This is a genomic window from Streptomyces sp. CNT372, assembly GCF_000377145.1.
Map to the genome: position 1 here is coordinate 139478 of NZ_KB897780.1, position 18829 is coordinate 158306.

The 18829-nt window shown below is 72.8% G+C and carries 19 protein-coding genes and 1 pseudogene; 12 read left to right on the forward strand and 8 right to left on the reverse strand.

Annotation, left to right across the window (positions count from 1 at the left end; translation table 11 throughout):
- Window positions 1–391: 391 nt before the first annotated feature.
- Window positions 392–538, forward strand: a complete 147-nt coding sequence (locus tag C593_RS33695) for a helix-turn-helix domain-containing protein (RefSeq protein ID WP_486591113.1) — start codon at window positions 392–394, stop codon at window positions 536–538.
- 308 nt (window positions 539–846) lie between these two features.
- On the opposite strand, the gene C593_RS0111035 is transcribed toward C593_RS33695, so the two are convergent.
- From C593_RS0111035 to C593_RS0111045, 3 genes are all read right to left on the reverse strand, one after another.
- Window positions 847–1377 (reverse strand): hypothetical protein, encoded by a 531-nt coding sequence (locus tag C593_RS0111035; RefSeq protein WP_018847363.1) that lies wholly within the window; start codon window positions 1375–1377, stop codon window positions 847–849.
- 163 nt (window positions 1378–1540) lie between these two features.
- Complete coding sequence (locus C593_RS29425) at window positions 1541–2221, reverse strand: DUF4328 domain-containing protein (RefSeq protein WP_158686826.1); 681 nt, start codon at window positions 2219–2221, stop codon at window positions 1541–1543.
- A gap of 585 nt (window positions 2222–2806) precedes the next feature.
- Complete coding sequence (locus tag C593_RS0111045) at window positions 2807–4540, reverse strand: beta-N-acetylhexosaminidase (RefSeq protein ID WP_018847365.1); 1734 nt, start codon at window positions 4538–4540, stop codon at window positions 2807–2809.
- A 144-nt stretch (window positions 4541–4684) separates the two neighbouring features.
- Here C593_RS0111045 and C593_RS0111050 point away from each other — a divergent pair, with 144 nt between their 5' ends.
- The 6 genes from C593_RS0111050 to C593_RS0111075 all read left to right on the forward strand — a co-directional run bounded on the left by C593_RS0111050 (window position 4685) and on the right by C593_RS0111075 (window position 10024).
- The gene (locus C593_RS0111050) at window positions 4685–5572 is read left to right on the forward strand and encodes a 2-oxo-4-hydroxy-4-carboxy-5-ureidoimidazoline decarboxylase (protein ID WP_018847366.1); all 888 of its coding nucleotides are present in this window, start codon (window positions 4685–4687) and stop codon (window positions 5570–5572) included.
- A 188-nt stretch (window positions 5573–5760) separates the two neighbouring features.
- Entirely contained in the window at window positions 5761–6141 is a 381-nt protein-coding gene (gene sdhC / locus C593_RS0111055) for a succinate dehydrogenase, cytochrome b556 subunit (protein WP_078521393.1), read from the forward strand.
- A gap of 8 nt (window positions 6142–6149) precedes the next feature.
- Complete coding sequence (locus C593_RS0111060; RefSeq protein WP_018847368.1) at window positions 6150–6626, forward strand: succinate dehydrogenase hydrophobic membrane anchor subunit; 477 nt, start codon at window positions 6150–6152, stop codon at window positions 6624–6626.
- 23 nt (window positions 6627–6649) lie between these two features.
- Window positions 6650–8404, forward strand: a complete 1755-nt coding sequence (gene sdhA, locus C593_RS0111065) for a succinate dehydrogenase flavoprotein subunit (RefSeq protein WP_018847369.1) — start codon at window positions 6650–6652, stop codon at window positions 8402–8404.
- On the forward strand, window positions 8404–9162 hold the full coding sequence (locus tag C593_RS0111070; protein WP_018847370.1) for a succinate dehydrogenase iron-sulfur subunit: 759 nt from the start codon (window positions 8404–8406) through the stop codon (window positions 9160–9162). The genes sdhA and C593_RS0111070 overlap by 1 nt, the downstream gene beginning before the upstream one ends.
- A gap of 289 nt (window positions 9163–9451) precedes the next feature.
- Window positions 9452–10024 carry a hypothetical protein gene (locus C593_RS0111075; RefSeq protein WP_018847371.1) on the forward strand — a complete coding sequence of 191 codons (573 nt, stop codon included), beginning with the start codon at window positions 9452–9454 and terminating at the stop codon, window positions 10022–10024.
- An 82-nt stretch (window positions 10025–10106) separates the two neighbouring features.
- Here C593_RS0111075 and C593_RS0111080 read toward each other — a convergent pair.
- Window positions 10107–10538 (reverse strand): annotated as a pseudogene (locus C593_RS0111080) (Lrp/AsnC family transcriptional regulator); the annotation flags it as partial.
- A gap of 77 nt (window positions 10539–10615) precedes the next feature.
- On the opposite strand from C593_RS0111080, the gene C593_RS0111085 reads away from it, so the two are divergent.
- Window positions 10616–11545 (forward strand): SMP-30/gluconolactonase/LRE family protein, encoded by a 930-nt coding sequence (locus C593_RS0111085; protein ID WP_018847373.1) that lies wholly within the window; start codon window positions 10616–10618, stop codon window positions 11543–11545.
- A 158-nt stretch (window positions 11546–11703) separates the two neighbouring features.
- Here the strand turns inward: C593_RS0111085 and C593_RS0111090 are convergent, their stop codons facing one another.
- On the reverse strand, window positions 11704–12510 hold the full coding sequence (locus C593_RS0111090) for an alpha/beta fold hydrolase (RefSeq protein ID WP_018847374.1): 807 nt from the start codon (window positions 12508–12510) through the stop codon (window positions 11704–11706).
- A 135-nt stretch (window positions 12511–12645) separates the two neighbouring features.
- Between C593_RS0111090 and C593_RS0111095 the strand changes: the two genes are divergently transcribed.
- From C593_RS0111095 to C593_RS0111105, 3 genes are read left to right on the forward strand one after another with little or no spacing between them, the layout of a single operon-like run.
- The gene (locus tag C593_RS0111095; protein WP_018847375.1) at window positions 12646–13089 is read left to right on the forward strand and encodes a hypothetical protein; all 444 of its coding nucleotides are present in this window, start codon (window positions 12646–12648) and stop codon (window positions 13087–13089) included.
- A 3-nt stretch (window positions 13090–13092) separates the two neighbouring features.
- Window positions 13093–13506 (forward strand): DCC1-like thiol-disulfide oxidoreductase family protein, encoded by a 414-nt coding sequence (locus C593_RS0111100; protein WP_018847376.1) that lies wholly within the window; start codon window positions 13093–13095, stop codon window positions 13504–13506.
- Window positions 13507–13517: 11 nt separating this feature from the next.
- On the forward strand, window positions 13518–14276 hold the full coding sequence (locus tag C593_RS0111105) for a TetR family transcriptional regulator (protein WP_018847377.1): 759 nt from the start codon (window positions 13518–13520) through the stop codon (window positions 14274–14276).
- A 101-nt stretch (window positions 14277–14377) separates the two neighbouring features.
- Here the strand turns inward: C593_RS0111105 and C593_RS0111110 are convergent, their stop codons facing one another.
- The gene (locus C593_RS0111110; RefSeq protein ID WP_018847378.1) at window positions 14378–16030 is read right to left on the reverse strand and encodes a metallophosphoesterase; all 1653 of its coding nucleotides are present in this window, start codon (window positions 16028–16030) and stop codon (window positions 14378–14380) included.
- 12 nt (window positions 16031–16042) lie between these two features.
- A complete protein-coding gene (locus tag C593_RS33700; RefSeq protein ID WP_018847379.1) occupies window positions 16043–16297 on the reverse strand; it encodes an SCO4848 family membrane protein in 255 nt (84 codons plus the stop codon).
- Between C593_RS33700 and C593_RS0111120 the strand changes: the two genes are divergently transcribed.
- Complete coding sequence (locus C593_RS0111120) at window positions 16236–17795, forward strand: D-alanyl-D-alanine carboxypeptidase (protein WP_486591114.1); 1560 nt, start codon at window positions 16236–16238, stop codon at window positions 17793–17795. The genes C593_RS33700 and C593_RS0111120 overlap by 62 nt on opposite strands.
- On the opposite strand, the gene C593_RS0111125 is transcribed toward C593_RS0111120, so the two are convergent.
- Window positions 17746–18750 carry a YihY/virulence factor BrkB family protein gene (locus C593_RS0111125; RefSeq protein WP_018847381.1) on the reverse strand — a complete coding sequence of 335 codons (1005 nt, stop codon included), beginning with the start codon at window positions 18748–18750 and terminating at the stop codon, window positions 17746–17748. The genes C593_RS0111120 and C593_RS0111125 overlap by 50 nt on opposite strands.
- Between the last annotated feature and the right edge of the window lie 79 nt (window positions 18751–18829).

Here is an 18829-nt window from a genome sequence, read left to right on the forward strand (position 1 = left end):
CAGGGTTCTTGGTGGGGCACCGGGCCATCTTGGCGGCAACGCTGAGGCTGAAAGGGTGGGGCAGCGGGCGCTGGCGGTGTTGCATCCTCGCCATGAGGTACGCGGATGGCAGCTGCTTGACCGCTGTGGGGCGGGCAAAGCGCGAAGCAGCGAGCTTCGCGGCCGCAGGGATGTTCGAGCAAGGGGTGCGGCCGCCAGAGGGGGCTCGCAGGTTACGGGTATCGCGGAGGTCGGCCTACGCCTGGCACGTGGCCTGGCGGGACGACGGCAGAGCGGCCCTGGCCTCCAAAGGCACGGCTTTCCCTGTCAGCTCAGCGATGCCCAGGCGGAGCACGTGCAGGCCGAGCTTGGAGGCCGACCCTGTCGCGCACGGCTAGTGCGAGGACCAGAGGTGGACCTGGCCGGAGGCTCAAAACTGATCCACCGCCTGTTTGGGCTACCGGTACACCCCGCGCGGGTGTCGTACCTGCTGCACCGGCTTGGCCTGTCGCCCCAAGTCCCTGCCCACCGGCCGTCGAGCGCGATGAGACGGCCGTGACCAGTTGGAGGACTGAGCAGTGGTCACGGGGTAACAGGTCGGCCTAGCTCCTGGGCGCGTGGATCGTCTTCGAGGACGAGGTCGGGCAGGACATGGGTACCCACACCCGGTCGCGGCGGGGACAGGACGCTGCTGGTCAGGGTGACGGGCAAGGGGTCAGGCCGGGTGCTGATGGCCTGGACCGTCTGCGTCAGACCAGACCGGGAAAACGAAGCTGATATACCGGACGCAGACGTACCGGGGCCTTACCGGCGAGAAGAAGGGATGCCAGGCACGCGAGTTCGCGGATGCACTCCCTGGGTGCACTCTCAGCCCCCCACCGCCTGCCCCACCGCCCGCGCCCTGCGCGAGAGCGCCGCGCGGAGGACGCGGTTGCCCTCGGTGGAGAGGTCGAGGGCGCGGCGCAGGCTCGCGCCGGTCGGGTCCTGGGCCGTGAGGTCCAGGACACCGAGCTGGCGGCGGAGTTCGCCGTCGACCAGGGGGCCGGTCGCGCCGAGCGGGTCCACCTCGCGGTGGACGTCGGTGGCGAGGGCGGCGCAGAGGGCGGCCCATTCGGCGAGGGGGCCGGCCGCCCAGTCGGACGGGGCCTCGTCGAGCATGCGGCGTACCAGGGTGGCGAGTTGGTCGCCCTCGGGGGCGTCCGGGAGGGCGGTACGGGCGGCGGAGATACGTTCCGCCCAGCCGTCGCCGCCTTCCGCGATGCCGGACCAGAGGGGGCGCAAGGGCTCGGAGTCGTCCGCGAGCAGTGGGAAGCAGCGTTCCAGACAGGCCAGGCCGCTCACCGCGAGCGCGCGCTCGTCCGCCGAGGCGATCAGTTCCGACAGGCTGCTCGACGTCATGCGGACGCCTCCCCTCACGGACGGGGCAAGCCAACCCCGCGCCCGCTGGCTCAATTTCGTCAGTCGCTGGCTGAAACTCCGCCCTGACCCTACGGGAGTGCGGTGGGATTCCGCCATACCTCCGCGTCACGTTCTCACCACGGAGAGCTGGCCGGGAACCGGCTCAGCCGGTCGCCCCCGGTGCCCCCGGAGCCGGCGCGGTCGCCGTCGCAGGGGCCCTCGCGCCCGCCAGCGCCAGCGCCAGCGCCTTGGTGTGCTGCATCCGCGTCAGGCGGCGGACGAAGAGGATCGCCACGACCGCGGCGAGGACGTCGATCGCGGAGGCGGTCATGACCGCGTTGGACGCGGAGACGATCTCCTCGGGGGACTCCGCCCTGTCCCAGGTGCGGCTGGCGTAGCGGGATGCCAGCCAGGAGATGACGAAGGACGCCCACCACAGGTTGAGCAGGGTGCGGGGCTCGTGCTCGTCGCCCGCGTAGGGGTGGGTGCGGCTGGCGGTCCAGGTCTGCGCGGCCACGCCCCTGGGGATCCAGAGTGCGGCGATCGGGATGAACCAGCCGCCGATCGCCCAGCCGCGCCCGCGGGTGAACAGGTCCGGGGCGAACCCGTCGCCGTTGCTGCGCACCCGGTGGAACCACACGATGAAGAGGACGACGGACGCGATGTACACCAGGATCTCGGCCACCGTCGCCATCAGGAACAGGCTGTCGGCCCGTTCGGCGTCCTGATCCGTGACGTCGGCGAACGGCCGGTCCACGAGGGCCGACATCAGCCGCCGGATGTTGTACGTGGCTCCGAGCACGAGCACGTCGGTGACGGCGACCAGCGCAAGCAGGATCACCACCGCCCGGCCGAGGCCCACGGGTGAGGCGAGCGGCCGGTAAGGGGCGGAGGACGCGGGCGTGGGAGTCAGGCCCGGCGCGGGCACGGGCGGCTGCCGGGGAACGGGCGCCGCTGCGGGGACAGGCGCCGCTGCGGGGACAGGCGCCGCTTCGGGGACGGACTTCGACAGGCTGTCGGAGTCGGGCCCCGGCGCGCCGGAATCAGGCGCGGGCGTGGGTGTGGACATGGGCGTACCCCCTGAGGACGTGGCAAGGCGCTGCACTCCCGCTCTCCCCAAGCGGTGCGCGGCACGGAAAGCGGCCGCGCACTCCGGCACGGCCGCCAGCGGAACATATGCCCGAGCGGCCGTCCCCGTCCACTCCGTTACCGGCCGGTAGGGACGGCTGCGGCCCAGGTCAAACCCCGACCCGGAGGGGCCGGGCCGCAGCGAAGGGGCCGCAGCCCGCCCCGCTACGGCGCCGGGCCCGGGTCGTGGTCAGACCCGACCGACCCGGGCCCGACCGACCCGGGCCCGACCGACCCGGGCCCGACCGACCCGGGCCCGACCGACCCGGTCCAGGGCCGGCCCCGGCCCACCCACCGCCCCTCACCCCGTCGCGCGGTCCGCCGTCGCCGTGAACTGCGCCCAGGTCTGCTGCGGCTGCCGCGGGTCCCACAGCTTCTGCGCGGTCGCCTGGAGAGGCCGGCGGATGCCGGCCGCGACCTGGGCCTGGGTCTGGGAGTTGGCCAGGTCGCACCAGACGGCGAAGCGGCCGCCGAGGATCTGGTCCGAGTAGCGGGCCGGGACCGGGTCGCTGCCGCGCAGGACCAGGGGGGTCCACTCCTCGTAGATGCGCTCGCCGGTCGGGTAGACGAACTGGTTGGGCTCACCGAGGACGTAGTACAGGTACTCGTCGTTGAGGTTGACCACCTTGCGGCCCTCCGCCAGGTACTCCACGGGCGGGCGGGCGCCGAACTCCTTGCCCGTCCAGTACTCGACCTCGATGCTCTTGTCCGGGCTGACGGTGCCCCCGCTGAAGAAGCCGTCGTTCCACGCCTTGGGGATCTGGCCCGCGTCGCGGACCACGGCCGCGCGGTCGTTCAGCCAGCCCTCGGCCAGGTCCTGGATGTCCGCGCCCGCGCCGTACTTCTCGCGGGCGGCGGTGGCGAGCTGCGGGTAGGAGGCGGCCGGGTCGCTCACCGTCAGCGCCTGGTACTCGTCGGCGCCGACGTGGAACCACCGCCCGCCGAACAGGGCCGTGTACTCGCGCAGCAGCTCGTCGATCAGCTCCGCGGACTGCGGCTTGGAGATGTCGATCGCGCCCTGTCGCGGCACGCCCTGGACGTTGCGCAGCTGGAGTTGCGGATACGCCCGCAGCACCGCGCCGAGGTGTCCGGGCGAGTCGATCTCGCCGAAGACGTCGATGTGCAGCCGCTCCCCGAGGGCCAGGATGCGGCGGATCTCGGCCTTGGTCAGATGGGGGTCGGTGACGATCTCGGGGTGGGTGTCGGACTCGATGCGCCACGCCTGGTCGTCGGAGAAGTGCAGACCGAGCTGGTTGAGCTTCAGGTCGGCCATCTCGCGCATCCGGTCCTCGATCCACTCGGCCGTGAAGTGCTTGCGCGCGATGTCCAGGTTGAGTCCGCGCTGCGGCCGGTCGGGCCGGTCGCGGACCACGCCCTCGGGCATCGCGCCGCCGGTGCGGACCGCCTGCTTCAGGGTGCGGGTGCCGTAGAAGACGCCGGCCTGGTCGGGGCCGGTGATCCGGACCCGGCCGTCGCGGGTGGTGACGGTGTACGACTCGGCCGGGCCGCTTCCGGCGAGGGCCAGCTCCACGTCACCGGCGCGGGCCGCGTTCACGCCCCGGTAGCCGAGGTCCAGCTCCTGGGCGATCAGCCGTCCCTCGTCGGCGAGCTGCTCGCTGCCCTTGGCGACGACGACGGCGGAGCCCGCCGCCTTCTTCCAGCCGGGCCCGCGCGCCGCCTCGTGCTCGCGGACGGCGGGGACGGTGGCGGGTGCCTGGGAGAGGGGGTAGCTGCGGGTGGGGCTGGGCGTCGGGGACGGGGTGGGCGCGGCCTCGTCCGGGGCGGCGGCGCTCCCGGGGCCGCCGGAGTCGTCCGCGTCGGAGCAGCCGGTGAGGGTGAGGGAGAAGGCGGCGAGGAGGGCGACCGCCGGGCCGCCCGTACGCACCCACGGGTGGCGGCGGACACCGGCCGATCCGCGCCGGCGGACACCGAGCCACCCGCGCCGGCAGACACCGTCCCGCCCGCGCCGCCCGGGTATGGGCCCGTCGGCACCCTGCTCCGCGCCCCGGTCGTCGTTCCGTGAGCCCCAGATCATGACGTGACCTCCCAAAGGCGGCGAAAGCCGCCAGTCGTGCCCCCTTCAGCGTCCACCCTTCGCGTCCATTCCAGGAGTTCAAACTCTCCCGTCCGGGTGAAATTCGCGCATCCTTCGGACAGCTTTCGACACAGATCGATAGCGTTGCAACTCATCCGCACCTCTCTTCCCGGCTGTCCCGCCGGGCCCCACGAGGAGTCCCCGCTGTCCAGCGACACGCCCGCCGCCCTGCCGGAACGACCGCCGACGGCCCCTCCCACGGCCGCCCCGGCGACCAGAACGGCCCCGGCCGAGACGCCCCCGGCGGCCGGGGAGCCGACCGCGGCGGGCAGGCAGCCGACCGCGGCGGCCGGAAAGCCGACCCGGGCGGTCCCGCCGACCGGCGCGCCCGGGCGTGTCCGGGCCGGAGCGCCCGCACCGGACCCGGCCCGGGCCGAGGAGTCCCGGGCGGCCGAGGCGCCCCCGGCCCGGGCCGAGGCGCCCTCGCGCGCCCCCGCGGCCATACCGTCCCCGCGGCGCACCCTGCCCGGTCTCACCTGGTTCAACCGCCTCCCCGCCCCGGCGGCCGAGGCGCTGCTGCTGGACTGCTACGGGAGCCACCGCTGGTCCCTGCGGGTGGCCGCCCACCGCCCCTACCCCGATCTGGACGCCCTCCTCGCCGCCTGCGACGAGGCCGCCTACGACCTCTCCCCGGCCGATGTCCACGAGGCCCTTGCCCTGGAGTCCTCGACCGGCATCTGCCCGGACGCCCCGCCGGCCGCGCAGACCGCCCTCGCCGCCGCGCACGCCGCCTACGAGAGCCGCTTCGGGCACGCCTTCGTGATCTGCCTCGACGGCCACCGCGCGGACGAGTACCTGGACCAGGTTCTGGCGGGCATCCGGCGGCGACTCGCCCATGAGCCGGACGAGGAGCGCTCGGTCTCCGCCGACGAGCTGCGCGCCCTCGCCCGCTGCCGGCTCGCCCACGCGCTCACCGGACACACGCAGGCCGGACCAGCGCCGGAGCAGCCGCGCGAGCACGCCCGCCGGTAGCACGGGCCCGCCCGCGAGTAGCCCGTACGAGGCTGTTTGATTGCCTGTTTGATCACACCGGTACACCCCGGGCGAACGAACCGACAACACGTCGCTACGATGGCCGGGGCCGGTGGACCGTACCCGGCCGGGCCGACCGACACCCACAAGCCGGCAGGCCCCAGTCCCCGCTCCCGGAGGGTTCTTCCGTGCCGGCTGGAACGCTGTACCGCGGCCGGGAAGGAATGTGGAGCTGGGTGGCTCACCGAGTCACCGGCGTCCTCATCTTCTTCTTCCTGTTCGTGCATGTGCTGGACACCGCTCTCGTCCGCGTCTCGCCAGAGGCGTACGACCAGGTGGTCGCCACCTACAAGACGCCGATCGTGGCGCTGCTGGAATACGGCCTCGTCGCCGCGATCCTCTTCCACGCGCTGAACGGCCTGCGCGTCATCGCCGTGGACTTCTGGTCCAAGGGCCCGCGCTACCAGAAGCAGATGCTCTGGACCGTCATGGGCATCTGGATCGTGCTGATGGCGGGTGCCCTGTACCCCGTGCTCGGCCACGCCGTCCGTGAAGTCTTCGGGAGCTGAGGCGAGAGATGTCCACTGACACGACTTCCGGGATCGGCCAGGTCGAGGGCGCGCCCGTCTACGACGTCGACAACCCGGCCCCCTACATCGAGCCGCCGCGCAAGCGCACCGGGAAGACCCCGCGGTCGACCCGCGGCAACTTCGAGATGGCCGCATGGCTCTTCATGCGGCTCTCCGGCGTGGTGCTCGTCGTCCTGGTCATCGGCCACCTGCTGATCCAGCTCGTGCTCGACGGCGGCGTCTCCAAGATCGGCTTCGCCTTCGTGGCGGGCCGCTGGGCGTCCCCGTTCTGGCAGACCTGGGACCTGCTGATGCTGTGGCTCGCCATGCTGCACGGCGCCAACGGCCTCCGTACGGTCATCAACGACTACGCGGAGCGCCCGAACACGCGCCTGTGGCTCAAGGGCCTGCTGTACACCGCCACGGTGTTCACCATCCTTCTGGGCACGCTGGTGATCTTCACCTTCGACCCGAACATCCGCTAGGCACGGGGCTGAGGCAACCACTGATGAAGATCCACAAGTACGACACCGTCATCGTCGGCGCCGGCGGCGCGGGCATGCGCGCCGCCATCGAGTCGACGAAGCGCAGCCGCACCGCCGTGCTGACCAAGCTCTACCCCACCCGCTCCCACACGGGCGCCGCGCAGGGCGGCATGGCCGCCGCGCTGGCCAACGTGGAGGAGGACAACTGGGAGTGGCACACCTTCGACACGGTCAAGGGCGGTGACTACCTGGTCGACCAGGACGCCGCCGAGATCCTGGCGAAGGAGGCCATCGACGCCGTCCTCGACCTGGAGAAGATGGGCCTGCCGTTCAACCGGACCCCGAACGGCACCATCGACCAGCGCCGCTTCGGCGGCCACTCCCGCAACCACGGCGAGGCCCCGGTCCGCCGGTCCTGCTACGCGGCGGACCGCACCGGCCACATGATCCTCCAGACGCTGTACCAGAACTGCGTCAAGGAGGGCGTGGAGTTCTTCAACGAGTTCTACGTCCTGGACCAGCTCATCACCGAGGTGGACGGCGTCAAGCACTCCGCCGGTGTGGTCGCCTACGAGCTGGCCACCGGTGAGATCCACGTCTTCCAGGCGAAGGCCGTGATCTACGCGTCCGGCGGCACCGGCAAGTTCTTCAAGGTGACCTCCAACGCGCACACCCTGACCGGTGACGGCCAGGCCGCCTGCTTCCGCCGCGGTCTGCCGCTGGAGGACATGGAGTTCTTCCAGTTCCACCCGACGGGCATCTGGCGCATGGGCATCCTGCTCACGGAGGGCGCCCGCGGTGAGGGCGGCATCCTGCGCAACAAGGACGGCGAGCGCTTCATGGAGAAGTACGCGCCCGTCATGAAGGACCTCGCCTCGCGTGACGTCGTCTCGCGCTCCATCTACACGGAGATCCGCGAGGGCCGCGGCTGCGGTCCCGAGGGCGACCACGTCTTCCTCGACCTCACGCACCTGCCGCCGGAGCAGCTGGACGCCAAGCTCCCGGACATCACCGAGTTCGCGCGGACCTACCTCGGCATCGAGCCCTACACGGACCCGATCCCGATCCAGCCCACCGCGCACTACGCCATGGGCGGCATCCCGACCAACGTCGAGGGCGAGGTGCTCGCGGACAACACCACCGTCGTCCCGGGCCTCTACGCCGCCGGCGAGGTCGCCTGCGTGTCGGTGCACGGCGCCAACCGCCTGGGCACCAACTCGCTCCTGGACATCAACGTCTTCGGCAAGCGCTCCGGCATCGCCGCCGCCGAGTACGCGGCCAAGCACGACTTCGTCGAGCTGCCCGAGAACCCGGCCTCGCTGGTCGAGGAGCAGGTCGAGCGGCTGCGCAACTCCACGGGCAGCGAGCGGGTCGCCGCCCTGCGCCTGGAGCTGCAGGAGACGATGGACGCCAACGTGATGGTGTTCCGCACCGAGCAGACGATCAAGACCGCGGTCGAGAAGATCGCCGAGCTGCGCGAGCGCTACAAGAACGTGTCCGTCCAGGACAAGGGCAAGCGGTTCAACACGGACCTGCTGGAGGCCATCGAGCTGGGCAACCTGCTCGACCTGGCCGAGGTCATGGCCGTCTCCGCGCTGGCCCGCAAGGAGTCCCGCGGCGGCCACTACCGCGAGGACTTCCCGAACCGCGACGACGTCAACTTCATGCGCCACACCATGGCGTACCGCGAGGTGGGCGCCGACGGCTCCGAGACCGTCCGTCTCGACTACAAGCCGGTCGTCCAGACCCGCTACCAGCCGATGGAGCGTAAGTACTGATGGCTACCCCCGTTCTGGAGAAGACCGCCGAGACGCAGGCAGCCTCTCCGTACATCACGGTCACCTTCCGCATCCGCCGCTTCAACCCGGAGCTGTCGGACGCGGCGGTCTGGGAGGACTTCCAGGTCGAGATCGACCCGAAGGAGCGTGTGCTCGACGGTCTCCACAAGATCAAGTGGGACATGGACGGCACGCTCACCTTCCGCCGCTCGTGCGCGCACGGCATCTGCGGCTCCGACGCGATGCGGATCAACGGCAAGAACAGGCTCGCCTGCAAGACGCTGATCAAGGACATCAACCCGGAGAAGCCCATCACGGTCGAGGCCATAAAGGGCCTGACGGTCCTCAAGGACCTGGTCGTGGACATGGAGCCGTTCTTCCAGGCGTACCGCGACGTGATGCCGTTCCTGGTCACCAAGGGCAACGAGCCGACGCGTGAGCGTCTGCAGTCCGCCGAGGACCGCGAGCGCTTCGACGACACCACCAAGTGCATCCTGTGCGCCGCGTGCACCTCCTCGTGCCCGGTGTTCTGGAACGACGGCCAGTACTTCGGCCCGGCGGCGATCGTCAACGCGCACCGCTTCATCTTCGACTCGCGGGACGAGGCGGGCGAGCAGCGCCTGGAGATCCTCAACGACAAGGACGGTGTGTGGCGTTGCCGCACCACGTTCAACTGCACGGACGCCTGCCCTCGCGGTATCGAGGTCACCAAGGCGATCCAGGAGGTCAAGCGGGCGCTGATCACGCGCCGCTTCTGACCGCTTCCGGCGGCCGCGGACCCCTTCGGAGACGGGACCGCCGCTGCCGACGGGCGCTGACGCGCCGGGCGTGCGCCGGAGTGCGCGCCGGGTGCGTGCCGAGGGCCCCGGCTCCTTTCGTGGAGCCGGGGCCCTCGGGCCGTACCGGGGACGGGCGGGAAAGGCGCGGGGGGCGGGCCGCGGACGTGTGGCGGACGTGTCGCGGACGGACTTCACCCGGTGGGGCGGGAACTGGCAGGATCGGGGAGGACGTCTCACCCGACGCGTCGGCCACCAACGGGGAGCAGCGATGACCGAGCCCAATCCGTACCGGGAAGGGGAGCCGGAGTACACCTGGGGGCCGGACCAGACCCAGGGGACCTCCGGTTACGGCTATCCCAACTCCGCGCCGGGCTACGGCTGTCCGCAGCACCCGACCCTGGCGGACGGCGCCGCCGGCCACACCCCGCCGTACGCGATGACCCAGCCGGCCGGAGTCCCCGTGCCCCACCCGGGCGTGTCGCCGGTGCCGACGGGCGGTCAGCCGCTGGTGTCCATCGGGGACATCACCGTCCTGCCGGACTCGATCGTCACCCCGGCCGGGGCGCTGCCCCTGAAGGGCGCGGTGTGGAACGCGACGGACATGTCGCGCACCGAGGAGACGATCCCGGCCTATGCGATCGTCCTCGCGGTGGTCTTCGTCCTGGCCTGCCTGCTGGGGCTGCTGTTCCTGCTGATCAAGGAGCGCAAGACCACCGGCTTCATCCAGGTGACCGTCACCAGCGGCGGCCGGCACCACTCGACGATGATCCCGGCGCGGGGCCCGGAGACCTTCCAGCAGGTCATGGGCCAGATCAACTACGCCCGTTCGATCAGTCTGTGACCCCGCCGGGCGAGGCGGCGGCGGAATCGGGCGGAGCGGCCCCCGAGGCCGGCGGGGCGGCGGCCGGGACCGGCGCGGCGGCGGCGGACACCGGGCGTTCGAAGAAGGTCTCCAGGGCGACCGTCGCACTCGTGCCGCTGACGCCCTCGATCGCGTAGAGCCGCCGCAGCACGTCCTGCAGCTGGACCGTCGTGGCGGTGCGCACCTTCACCAGGACGGAGGCGCTGCCGGCGATGACGTGCGCCTCCTGGATCTCCGGGATCGCGGCGAAGTCGGCGGCCGAATCGCCCATCCACGCCGACGAGTCCACCATCACGAAGGCGAGCACGCCCCGGCCGAGGGCCGCCGGGTCCACGTCCACGGTGGTGCGCCGGATGACCCCGCGCTCGCGCAGTTTCCGCACGCGCTCGTGCGCCGCCCCGGCCGACAGGCCGACCGCCCGGCCGAGCGCCGCGTACGCCAGCGTCGCGTCCTGCTGGAGCAGGGCGACGAGTTCCCGGTCGATGTCATCCATGGTTGCGACCGTACCTCATCCTGCTGTACTCATGTGTCACCGAATGAGGTTCAGGTCCACGGCGGGAGAATCTGACGATGTCCACCACTGCCACCCAGTCGCTGTACGAGATCCTGGACGAGCGCTTCCGCAGCGGACGCTGCACCAGCGGCGACGAGAAGCTGGAGGTCCTGCACGACGACTGCCGGTGGGCCGAGGGGCCGGTCTATCTGCCCGCGTGGCGGCAGCTGGTGTGGAGCGACATACCCAACGACCGGATGCTCCGCTGGGACGAACACACGGGCGCCACGGGCCTGTTCCGGGCGCCCGCCGGGCACAGCAACGGCAACACCCTCGACCGCGAGGGCCGGTTGATCACCTGTGAGCAGGGCAACCGCCGGGTCACACGCACCGAGGCGGACGGCTCGGTGACCGTCCTCGCGGACCGCTTCGAGGGCCGGCGCCTCAACAGCCCCAACGACGCGGTGGTCCACTCGGACGGCTCGGTCTGGTTCTCGGACCCGACCTTCGGCATCACCAGCGACTACGAGGGCCACCGCGCCGAGCCGGAGATCGAGGGCCGCAACGTCTACCGTGTGGACCCGGCGACGGGCGCGGTACGGCTGGCCGCCGACGGCTTCGGCGGCCCGAACGGGCTGGTCTTCTCCCCCGACGAGCGGTACCTGTACGTCTCGGACACGGTGGCCGGGCACATCCGGAGGTTCCTGGTCCGGGAGGACGGCACCCTCGACGAGGGGACCGTCTTCGCCGAGGCCCGGGGCGAGGCCCGCTTCGACAACATCCGCTTCGACGACGGCGGCCGGCTGTGGGTCGCCGCCATGCACGGGGGCGTGCAGTGCTACGACCCGGACGGCACCCTGATCGGACGGCTGCGGGTGCCGGAGGCGGTGTCCAACGTCGCGTTCGGCGGGCCGAAGAACAACCGCATGTTCCTCACCGCGAGCAGTTCCCTCTACTCGCTGGTGGTGTCGGTGACGGGCGCGCCCCGGATCGGACGGTGCGCCTGACGCGTTGCGGGGCCCGGCGGGGCGCCCGCCCACCGGGCCCCGGCGAGTCCCTCGGTCCGGGCCCCGGCGGGGGCGGCGCGGGCTCTCGGGCCTGGCACCGGCGGGTCCCTCGGCCGTGAGCTCGGCGGGCCCCTCGGGCCGCGCGCCCGACGGGGCCCTCAGGCCGGGAGCCCGGCCAGGAATCCGGTGAGCAGGGCCGTCGTCTCCGCCGGGCGCTCCAGCGCGGGGAGGTGGCCCGTGCCGGGCAGTTCCACATGCCGGGCGCGCGGCAGCAGCGCGGACAGCGCGGCGGCGGGGCCCCGGAAGTCCGGCAGGTCGTCCGCCCCGGTCACGGCCAGGACGGGCACCTCCCGAAGCCCCCCGAGGTCGGGCGGCCAGACCTCCTCGTCCTGGTCGAGGACATAGGCGGCGCCGTCCCGCTCGACCGCCTCCTCGGCCGCGGACTGCACCGCGAAGGCGTGCCGCTGCATCCGGCGCACGGCCGCGCGCGCCTCCGGCCCGGCCTCGGGGCCCAGCCAGGTGCGCACGTTGAGTTCCGTCGCGCCGTCCAGGTCGCCGGCCTCGAAGAACGCGTCCTCGGCCTCGTCGAACGCGGCCAGTTCCGGGCTCTTCCCGTCCTCGCCGGGGAGCCCCGGGAGGACCGAGTCGAGCAGGGCCAGCCCGGTCACCCGGTGCGGGGCGCGGGCGGCGGCGAGCAGCGCGACGCGCCCGCCCCAGGAGGCGCCGACCAGGGCGGCGCGCTCCACGCCGTGGGCGTCCATCAGGTCGAGCACGTCCCCGGTGTCGGTGTACGGGGCCTCGGCCACGGGCGTCTCGCCGTAGCCGCGGAAGTCGCACCGGAGCACCCGGTGGCCGGCCGCCACGATCGCGGAGAACTGCGCGTCCCACATCCGCCGGTCGCACACACCCGCGTGCAGCAGCACGACGGCGGGACCCTCGCCGGCGATGTCACAACTGATCGTCATCCGGCCGACCTTACGCGGGGGCCCGGCCGGGCGTCACGCGCTTCCCCGGACCCGCCCCAGCCGCTTGAACATGTTCAAAAGGAGGTCTACAGTCAGGGTCACCAACTTTTGAACACGTTCAAGGGAGGGTGGGGCATGGACCTCACTGTCGTGGCGTATGTCGTCTACCTGCTGATCAGCGTGGCGCTCACCGTCTGGGTGGCCCGCACCCTCAGCCGGAACGGGAAGGTCTTCCTCGCCGATGTGCTCAAGGGGAACGAGAAGCTCGCCGACGCCGTCAACCACCTGCTGGTGGTGGGCTTCTACCTCGTCAACCTGGGGTTCGTGGCCCTCTACCTCAAGGCGGCCGACGCCGTCGCCGACGCCCGCGGCCTCTTCGAGGCCCTGTCGGTGAAGATCGGCGTGGTGCTGCTCGTCCTCGGTGTGATGCACCTGGCGAACGTCTACGTCCTCAACAAGATCCGCCGGCGCGGGGTGATGGAGCGGGAGCAGACCCCGCCGGTCGGCCCGCACGGGTGGACCAAGCAGGCCGCGACCGGGCCGTGGGCCCCGCCCGCCACCGGCCCGGCACAGGGCTGAGCCGTGCTGACCAGCACCCCGGTCCGCGAGCTGACCGTCCTCTACGACGCCGGCTGCCCGCTCTGCGTGCACCTCCGAAACTGGCTGCTCCGGCAGCCGCGGCTGGTGCCGCTGCGCGCGGTCGCCGCAGGCTCCGAGGCGGCCCGCGCCCGCTACCCGGAACTCGACCACACCCGCACCCTGAGCGAGATCACCGTGATCGGCGACCGGGGCCAGGTGTGGACCGGGCAGGCCGCGTGGGTGGTCTGCCTCTGGGCCCTGACCGAACACCGGCCGCGGGCCCACTGGCTGGCCACCCCGGCGGGGGCGCCCTTCGTCCGGGTCTCGATGCTCGCCGCGGCCAGGTACCGGGAGACGCTCGTGCAGCGCGGGGACGCCCCGGCGGCCTGTGACGACCGGTGCGCGACACCCCGTTAGGCTCGTCGACCGTGACAGATGCGAAGGCCCCCACCGACGCGAAGGCGTCCAAGAGCGAGCAGACCCGCACGCTGATCCTGGAGACCGCGCTCCGACTGTTCCAGGAGCGCGGTTACGACAAGACCACCATGCGGGCCATCGCCAAGGAGGCCGGCGTCTCGGTCGGGAACGCGTACTACTACTTCGGCTCCAAGGAGCACCTGGTCCAGGGCTTCTACGACCGGATCGCCGAGGAGCACCGCGCGGCGGTCCGGCCGGTGCTGGCGAAGGAGACCGATTTCGAGGCGCGGATGGCCGGTGTGCTGAGCGCCTGGCTGGACATCGCCGCGCCGTACCACGAGTTCGCCGCGCAGTTCTTCAAGAACGCGGCGGACCCGGACAGTCCGCTCAGCCCCTTCTCGCCCGAGTCGGAGCACGCGCGGGAGGCGGCCATCGACGTGCACCGCGAGGTGCTCGCCGGGGCGAAGTCCAAGGTTCCGGAGGAACTGCGGGACATCCTCCCGGAGCTGATGTGGCTCTCCCAGATGGGCCTGGTCCTGTACTGGGTGTTCGACCGCTCGCCGGGCAGCGAGCGCAGCCGCCGCCTCGCGGTCCGGGGCGCCCGCCTCACCGGGCGGGGCGTCGCCCTGGCTCGCTTCCGGGTCCTGCGGCCCCTGGTGCGCGAGGTGCACGAGCTGTTCACGGACTTCCTGCCGGGGATGGCGCAGGGGGTCGCGGCGCGCCAGACGTCGGCGGGCGGGAGCACGGGGGCCGCCGGCGCGGCGGACTGAGCGGGGGGACTGAGCGGGGGTACGCCCGGGCCCTGGCCCGTCGTCCACGGGGGTGGTGACGGGGCGGGGCCGGGGCGCCGGGGCGGGGCCGGGGTGCCGGCTCAGGCCCGGAGGGAGGCCAGGCGGACGATGGTGATGTCGGACTCCGCGCCGACGCGCACCGGCGGGCCCCAGGCGCCCGCGCCCCGGGAGACGTAGAGCTGGGTGTCGCCGTAGCGCTCCAGACCGGCGACGGTCGGATTGGCCAGTTCGGCGAGGTAGTTGCCGGGCCAGAGCTGGCCGCCGTGGGTGTGGCCGGAGAGCTGGAGGTCGACGCCGTGGTCCACCGCGTCGTGGATGACCACGGGCTGGTGGGCGAGGAGCACCGAGGCGCGGGCCCGGTCGCGGTCGCCGAGGGCGCGGGCGAAGTCCGGTCCCTGGCCCGTCTCCTCGCCCGCGACGTCGTCGACGCCGGCGAGGTCGAACCCGCCCGCGATCTCGACGCGTTCGTTGCGCAGGGGCCGCAGCCCCAGGTCGCGGACGTGGTCCACCCACGCGTCCGCGCCGGAGAAGTACTCGTGGTTGCCGGTCACGAAGTACGAGCCGTGCCGGGCGCGGAGCTGCGCGAGGGGCTCGGCCGCCGGGCCGAGGTCGGCCACCGTCCCGTCGACGAGGTCGCCGACGACCGCCACCAGGTCGGGCTGCGCGGCGTTGATCGAGTCGACGATCCGCTGGGTGTGGGCCCGTCCGAGGATCGGGCCGATGTGGATGTCGCTGACGACCGCGATCCGGTAGCCGTGCGCGGCGCGGGGCAGCTTGGCGAGGGGCACGGTGACGTTCTTGACGCGGGGGCCGCGCAGGACGCCGTACGTGCCGTACCCGACGGTCCCCAGCGCGGCGGCGGCCGCGGCGCCGCCGACGATCCGCGAGACGAAGAGACGGCGGGAGGGGCCCGCAGGCGGGGGTGCGGTGGTGGGGACGGCGGGCGTCTCGGCGACCGGCTCCGTGCCGGAGGGGACCGGGCCGGGCGGGGCCGTCTCCGCGGCGGCCTCGTCCCCGGCCGGACCGGGCGCGGCCGTCTCCGGGCCCGCGTCGGACCGGGCCTGGCCGGGCACGGCGGCTGACGGGGCGTCGCCCGCGTCCGTCGCGCCCTCGCCCCCGCGCTCCGGGGCCGCGTCGGACCGGACCCGGCCGGGCACGGCCGCTGACGGGGCGTCGCCCGCGTCCGTCGCGCCCTCGCCCCCGCGCTCCGGGGCCGGCGGAGCAACGGCCCCCACGGCGGCCGGTTCCGCGCCGGAGGTGGCGGCCTGGCCGGGCTGGCCCGACGGCCCGGCGCCACCCGCGACCGGCTCCCCGCCGGAGGCGGTGGCCGTCGCCTGCTCGCCGGCCGTCCCGGGCCCCGCCGGGCCCGTCGCCCCCGCCGCGCCCCGCGCGGCCCCCGCGCGATTCGCGTCGCGGCGGGCGAGGGCGCGCATCAGGAGGGGGCGGACGGCCTCGCCCACCAGGAGGGCGAGGACCAGGTAGAGCAGGACCGGCAGCCACAGGTACCCCGGCCACGCCAGGACCTGCTTCGCCCAGAACGGCACCCCCGACCGCGAGGAGAGGAACGCGCCGAAGGTCACCAGCGGCAGGGCGAAGACCGCGATGGTGCCCGCCCGCCGCAGGGCCGACCCGGGCGCGGTCGTGTCACCCACCAGCCGCCGCCACACGTACCGGTGCGCCCCCACGAGTACCGCGAGGACCAGAATGATCACGAGGACGGCGACAGCCACCATGGTCGGTTTCCCCTACCCCTTGTGCGTGCGCTCACGGCGCAATGCGCGCACCCCGCGCAACCCGATGGCCCCCACGACCGTCCCCAGGACAAAGGACGTGATGGCGAGCAGCAGATGGACCCAGAAGTACCCCGTCGGGTCGCCCGCGTCGTCGAAGGCGAGGCCGCTCCCGTCCTGCCACAGGTTTTTGACGAAAGTGACCCAGATGAACCAGCTCCACACCCCGAAGGCGAGCAGGAACCAGGAGACGGGGCGGCTGAGCTTCATGCGTCAAGTATCGCGGGCGCCCCGCGCGGCGGACGCCCGGGGTGGCCTCTCCCGGGACGAGGCCCGAACTCCCCGTGAGGACGCCCGAAGCCCCCGGGAGGGTGCCCGGCATGGGCTGTCCCGGCGGTCCCCTCGGCGGGTCTCCTGTGCGATCTCCATATTTTTCGCGACGCCCGGTACGTTCTCGTCCGTGTCTGCACTGTCTGCCGCCCTGCCCGCCGCCTTCAGGTCCGCCGCGCGGAGCTCCGCGCTCAGGTCCGCCGCGCGCCGCGCCGTGCCCGCTCTCGCCGCCGTCGCCCTGCTGCCCGCCCTGACCGCCGCGCCCGCCGTCGCCGCGGTCCACGACGACAAGCCGGGCACCGAGAAGAAACAGCCGCAGCCCCCGGCCGGGATGTCCACGGTCGGCGGCGTCCAGCTCGGCAAGCCGGGCACCCAGGTCAATCTGCGCCCCGGCGCGCCGGTGCTGCCGAAGGAGGTCAGCGGCCGCTCCTGGATCGTCGCCGACGCCGAGAGCGGCGAGGTGCTCGCCGCGCACAACGCCCACTGGCGGCTGCCTCCCGCGTCGACGATGAAGATGCTGTTCGCCGACACCCTGCTGCCCAGGCTGCCCAAGAGCACCGAGCACAAGGTGACCACGGCCGAGCTCTCCGGGGTCGGCGAGGGCAGCAGCCTGGTCGGGGTGAAGGAGGACCACACCTACTCGGTCCACGACCTGTGGCTCGGGGTGTTCCTCCAGTCGGGCAACGACGCCGTGCACGCCCTCGCGGCGATGAACGGCGGTATCGAGAAGTCCGTCGCGGACATGCAGGCCCACGCCGAGGAGCTCCAGGCCCTGGACACCAAGGTCGTCTCCCCCGACGGCTACGACGAGCCCGGTCAGGTCTCCTCCGCGTACGACCTCACCCTGATCGCGCGCAGCGGGCTCCAGAAGAAGGACTTCCGGGAGTACTGCTCCACGGTGACCGCGGAGTTCCCCGGGGAGCAGAAGCCCGGCAAGAAGCGCGAGAAGTTCACCATCCAGAACACCAACCGGCTGCTGACCGGCGCCAACGGCGTGACGCCGTACCAGGGCGCGGCGGGCGTCAAGAACGGCAACACCACGCACGCCGGGGCCACCTTCACCGGCGTCGCCGAACGCAACGGGCGGGTCCTGCTGGTGACGGTGATGAACCCGTCATCGGACGAGAGCCAGGCGGTCTACAAGGAGACCGCCCGGCTCTTCGACTGGGGCTTCGCCGCGCACGGCAAGGTGACACCGGTCGGCGAGCTGGTCCCGCCGCGCTCGGCCGAGGAGAAGGAGCCCGACACCGAACTCGTGCGGGACGGCGCCGGCAAGGGCTCCCCCGCCACGCCGGTCGCCGCGGCCCAGGGCGGTTCGAGCGGGATGGGCACGGGGCTGGCCGTCGGGGGCGGGGCGCTGGTGGTGCTGGGCGCGGGCGCCTACCTGGTCAGGCGCCGCTGGCCGCTGCCGGACCGGGCTTCCCGTCCGCGTCCCTGACGGCCGCCCCCTTCCCCTCGGCCGGCTCCTCGTCTCCGGACGTCCGGTCGTCCTCGGCCGGCCGGTCGTCCTCGGTCGGCTGTTCGTCCTCGGCCGGCTGTTCGTCCTTGCTCGGCGTGGCCGTCCACGCCGAGCAGAACAGCAGCAGCTTGGCGGTGAAGTTGATCCACAGCAGCAGCGCGATCGGGACACCGAACGCGCCGTACATGCTCTTCGCCGCCACCCCGCTGATGTAGCCGCTGAGCAGCAGCTTCAGCAGCTCGAAGCCGACCGCGCCGATCAGCGCCGCGACCAGCAGACGGCGGCGCGGCGGATGGACCCCGGGCAGCAGGGTCAGCACGTAGAGCAGGATCAGGAAGTTCGCGATCACCGCGACGGCGATGGCGGCGATCCTCAGCAGGATCCCGCCGGCGCCGCCCTGCTCCAGGCCGATCCGGTCGGCGACCCAGCCGACCGCGGAGGAGCCCAGGGTGGACGCGGCGAAGGAGGCGAGGCCGATGCCGCCGAGCCCGGCGAGCACCCCGACGTCCTTGCCCTTGCGGACGATCGGGTTCCCCTCGTCCTCGTCGTCCCGCTCCCACACCGCCCGCAGGCAGTCCCGCATGGAGCCGATCCAGCCGACGCCGGTCAGCAGCAGCAGCGCGCCGGCGACGATCCCGACGGTGCCCGCGTTGTCCACCAGCGCGTTGATGTCGAGCTGGTCGGAGATCCCGGGGACCTGCTCGGACAGCTTGTCGTCCAGGGTGTCCAGCGCGTCCTGGTCGAGGGCGGCGGCGACGATCGCCGCGGCGACGGTGATCAGCGGGAAGAGCGCGAGGAAGCTGAGGAAGGTGATGGCCGCGGCGAGGCGCGTCCAGTGGACCCGGTCGAGGGTCTCGTAGCTGCGCCACGCGTGCGTGCGCATCAGCCGTTCGACGAGCGGGCCGACGACGGGGAGCTTGATCAGCCAGTCCATACGGCTACGCCTACCCGCAGACGGCCGCTCCAGCGCCCCCGACCCGCCGGGGGCCGCCCCCTCGAACAAAGGGACCCGC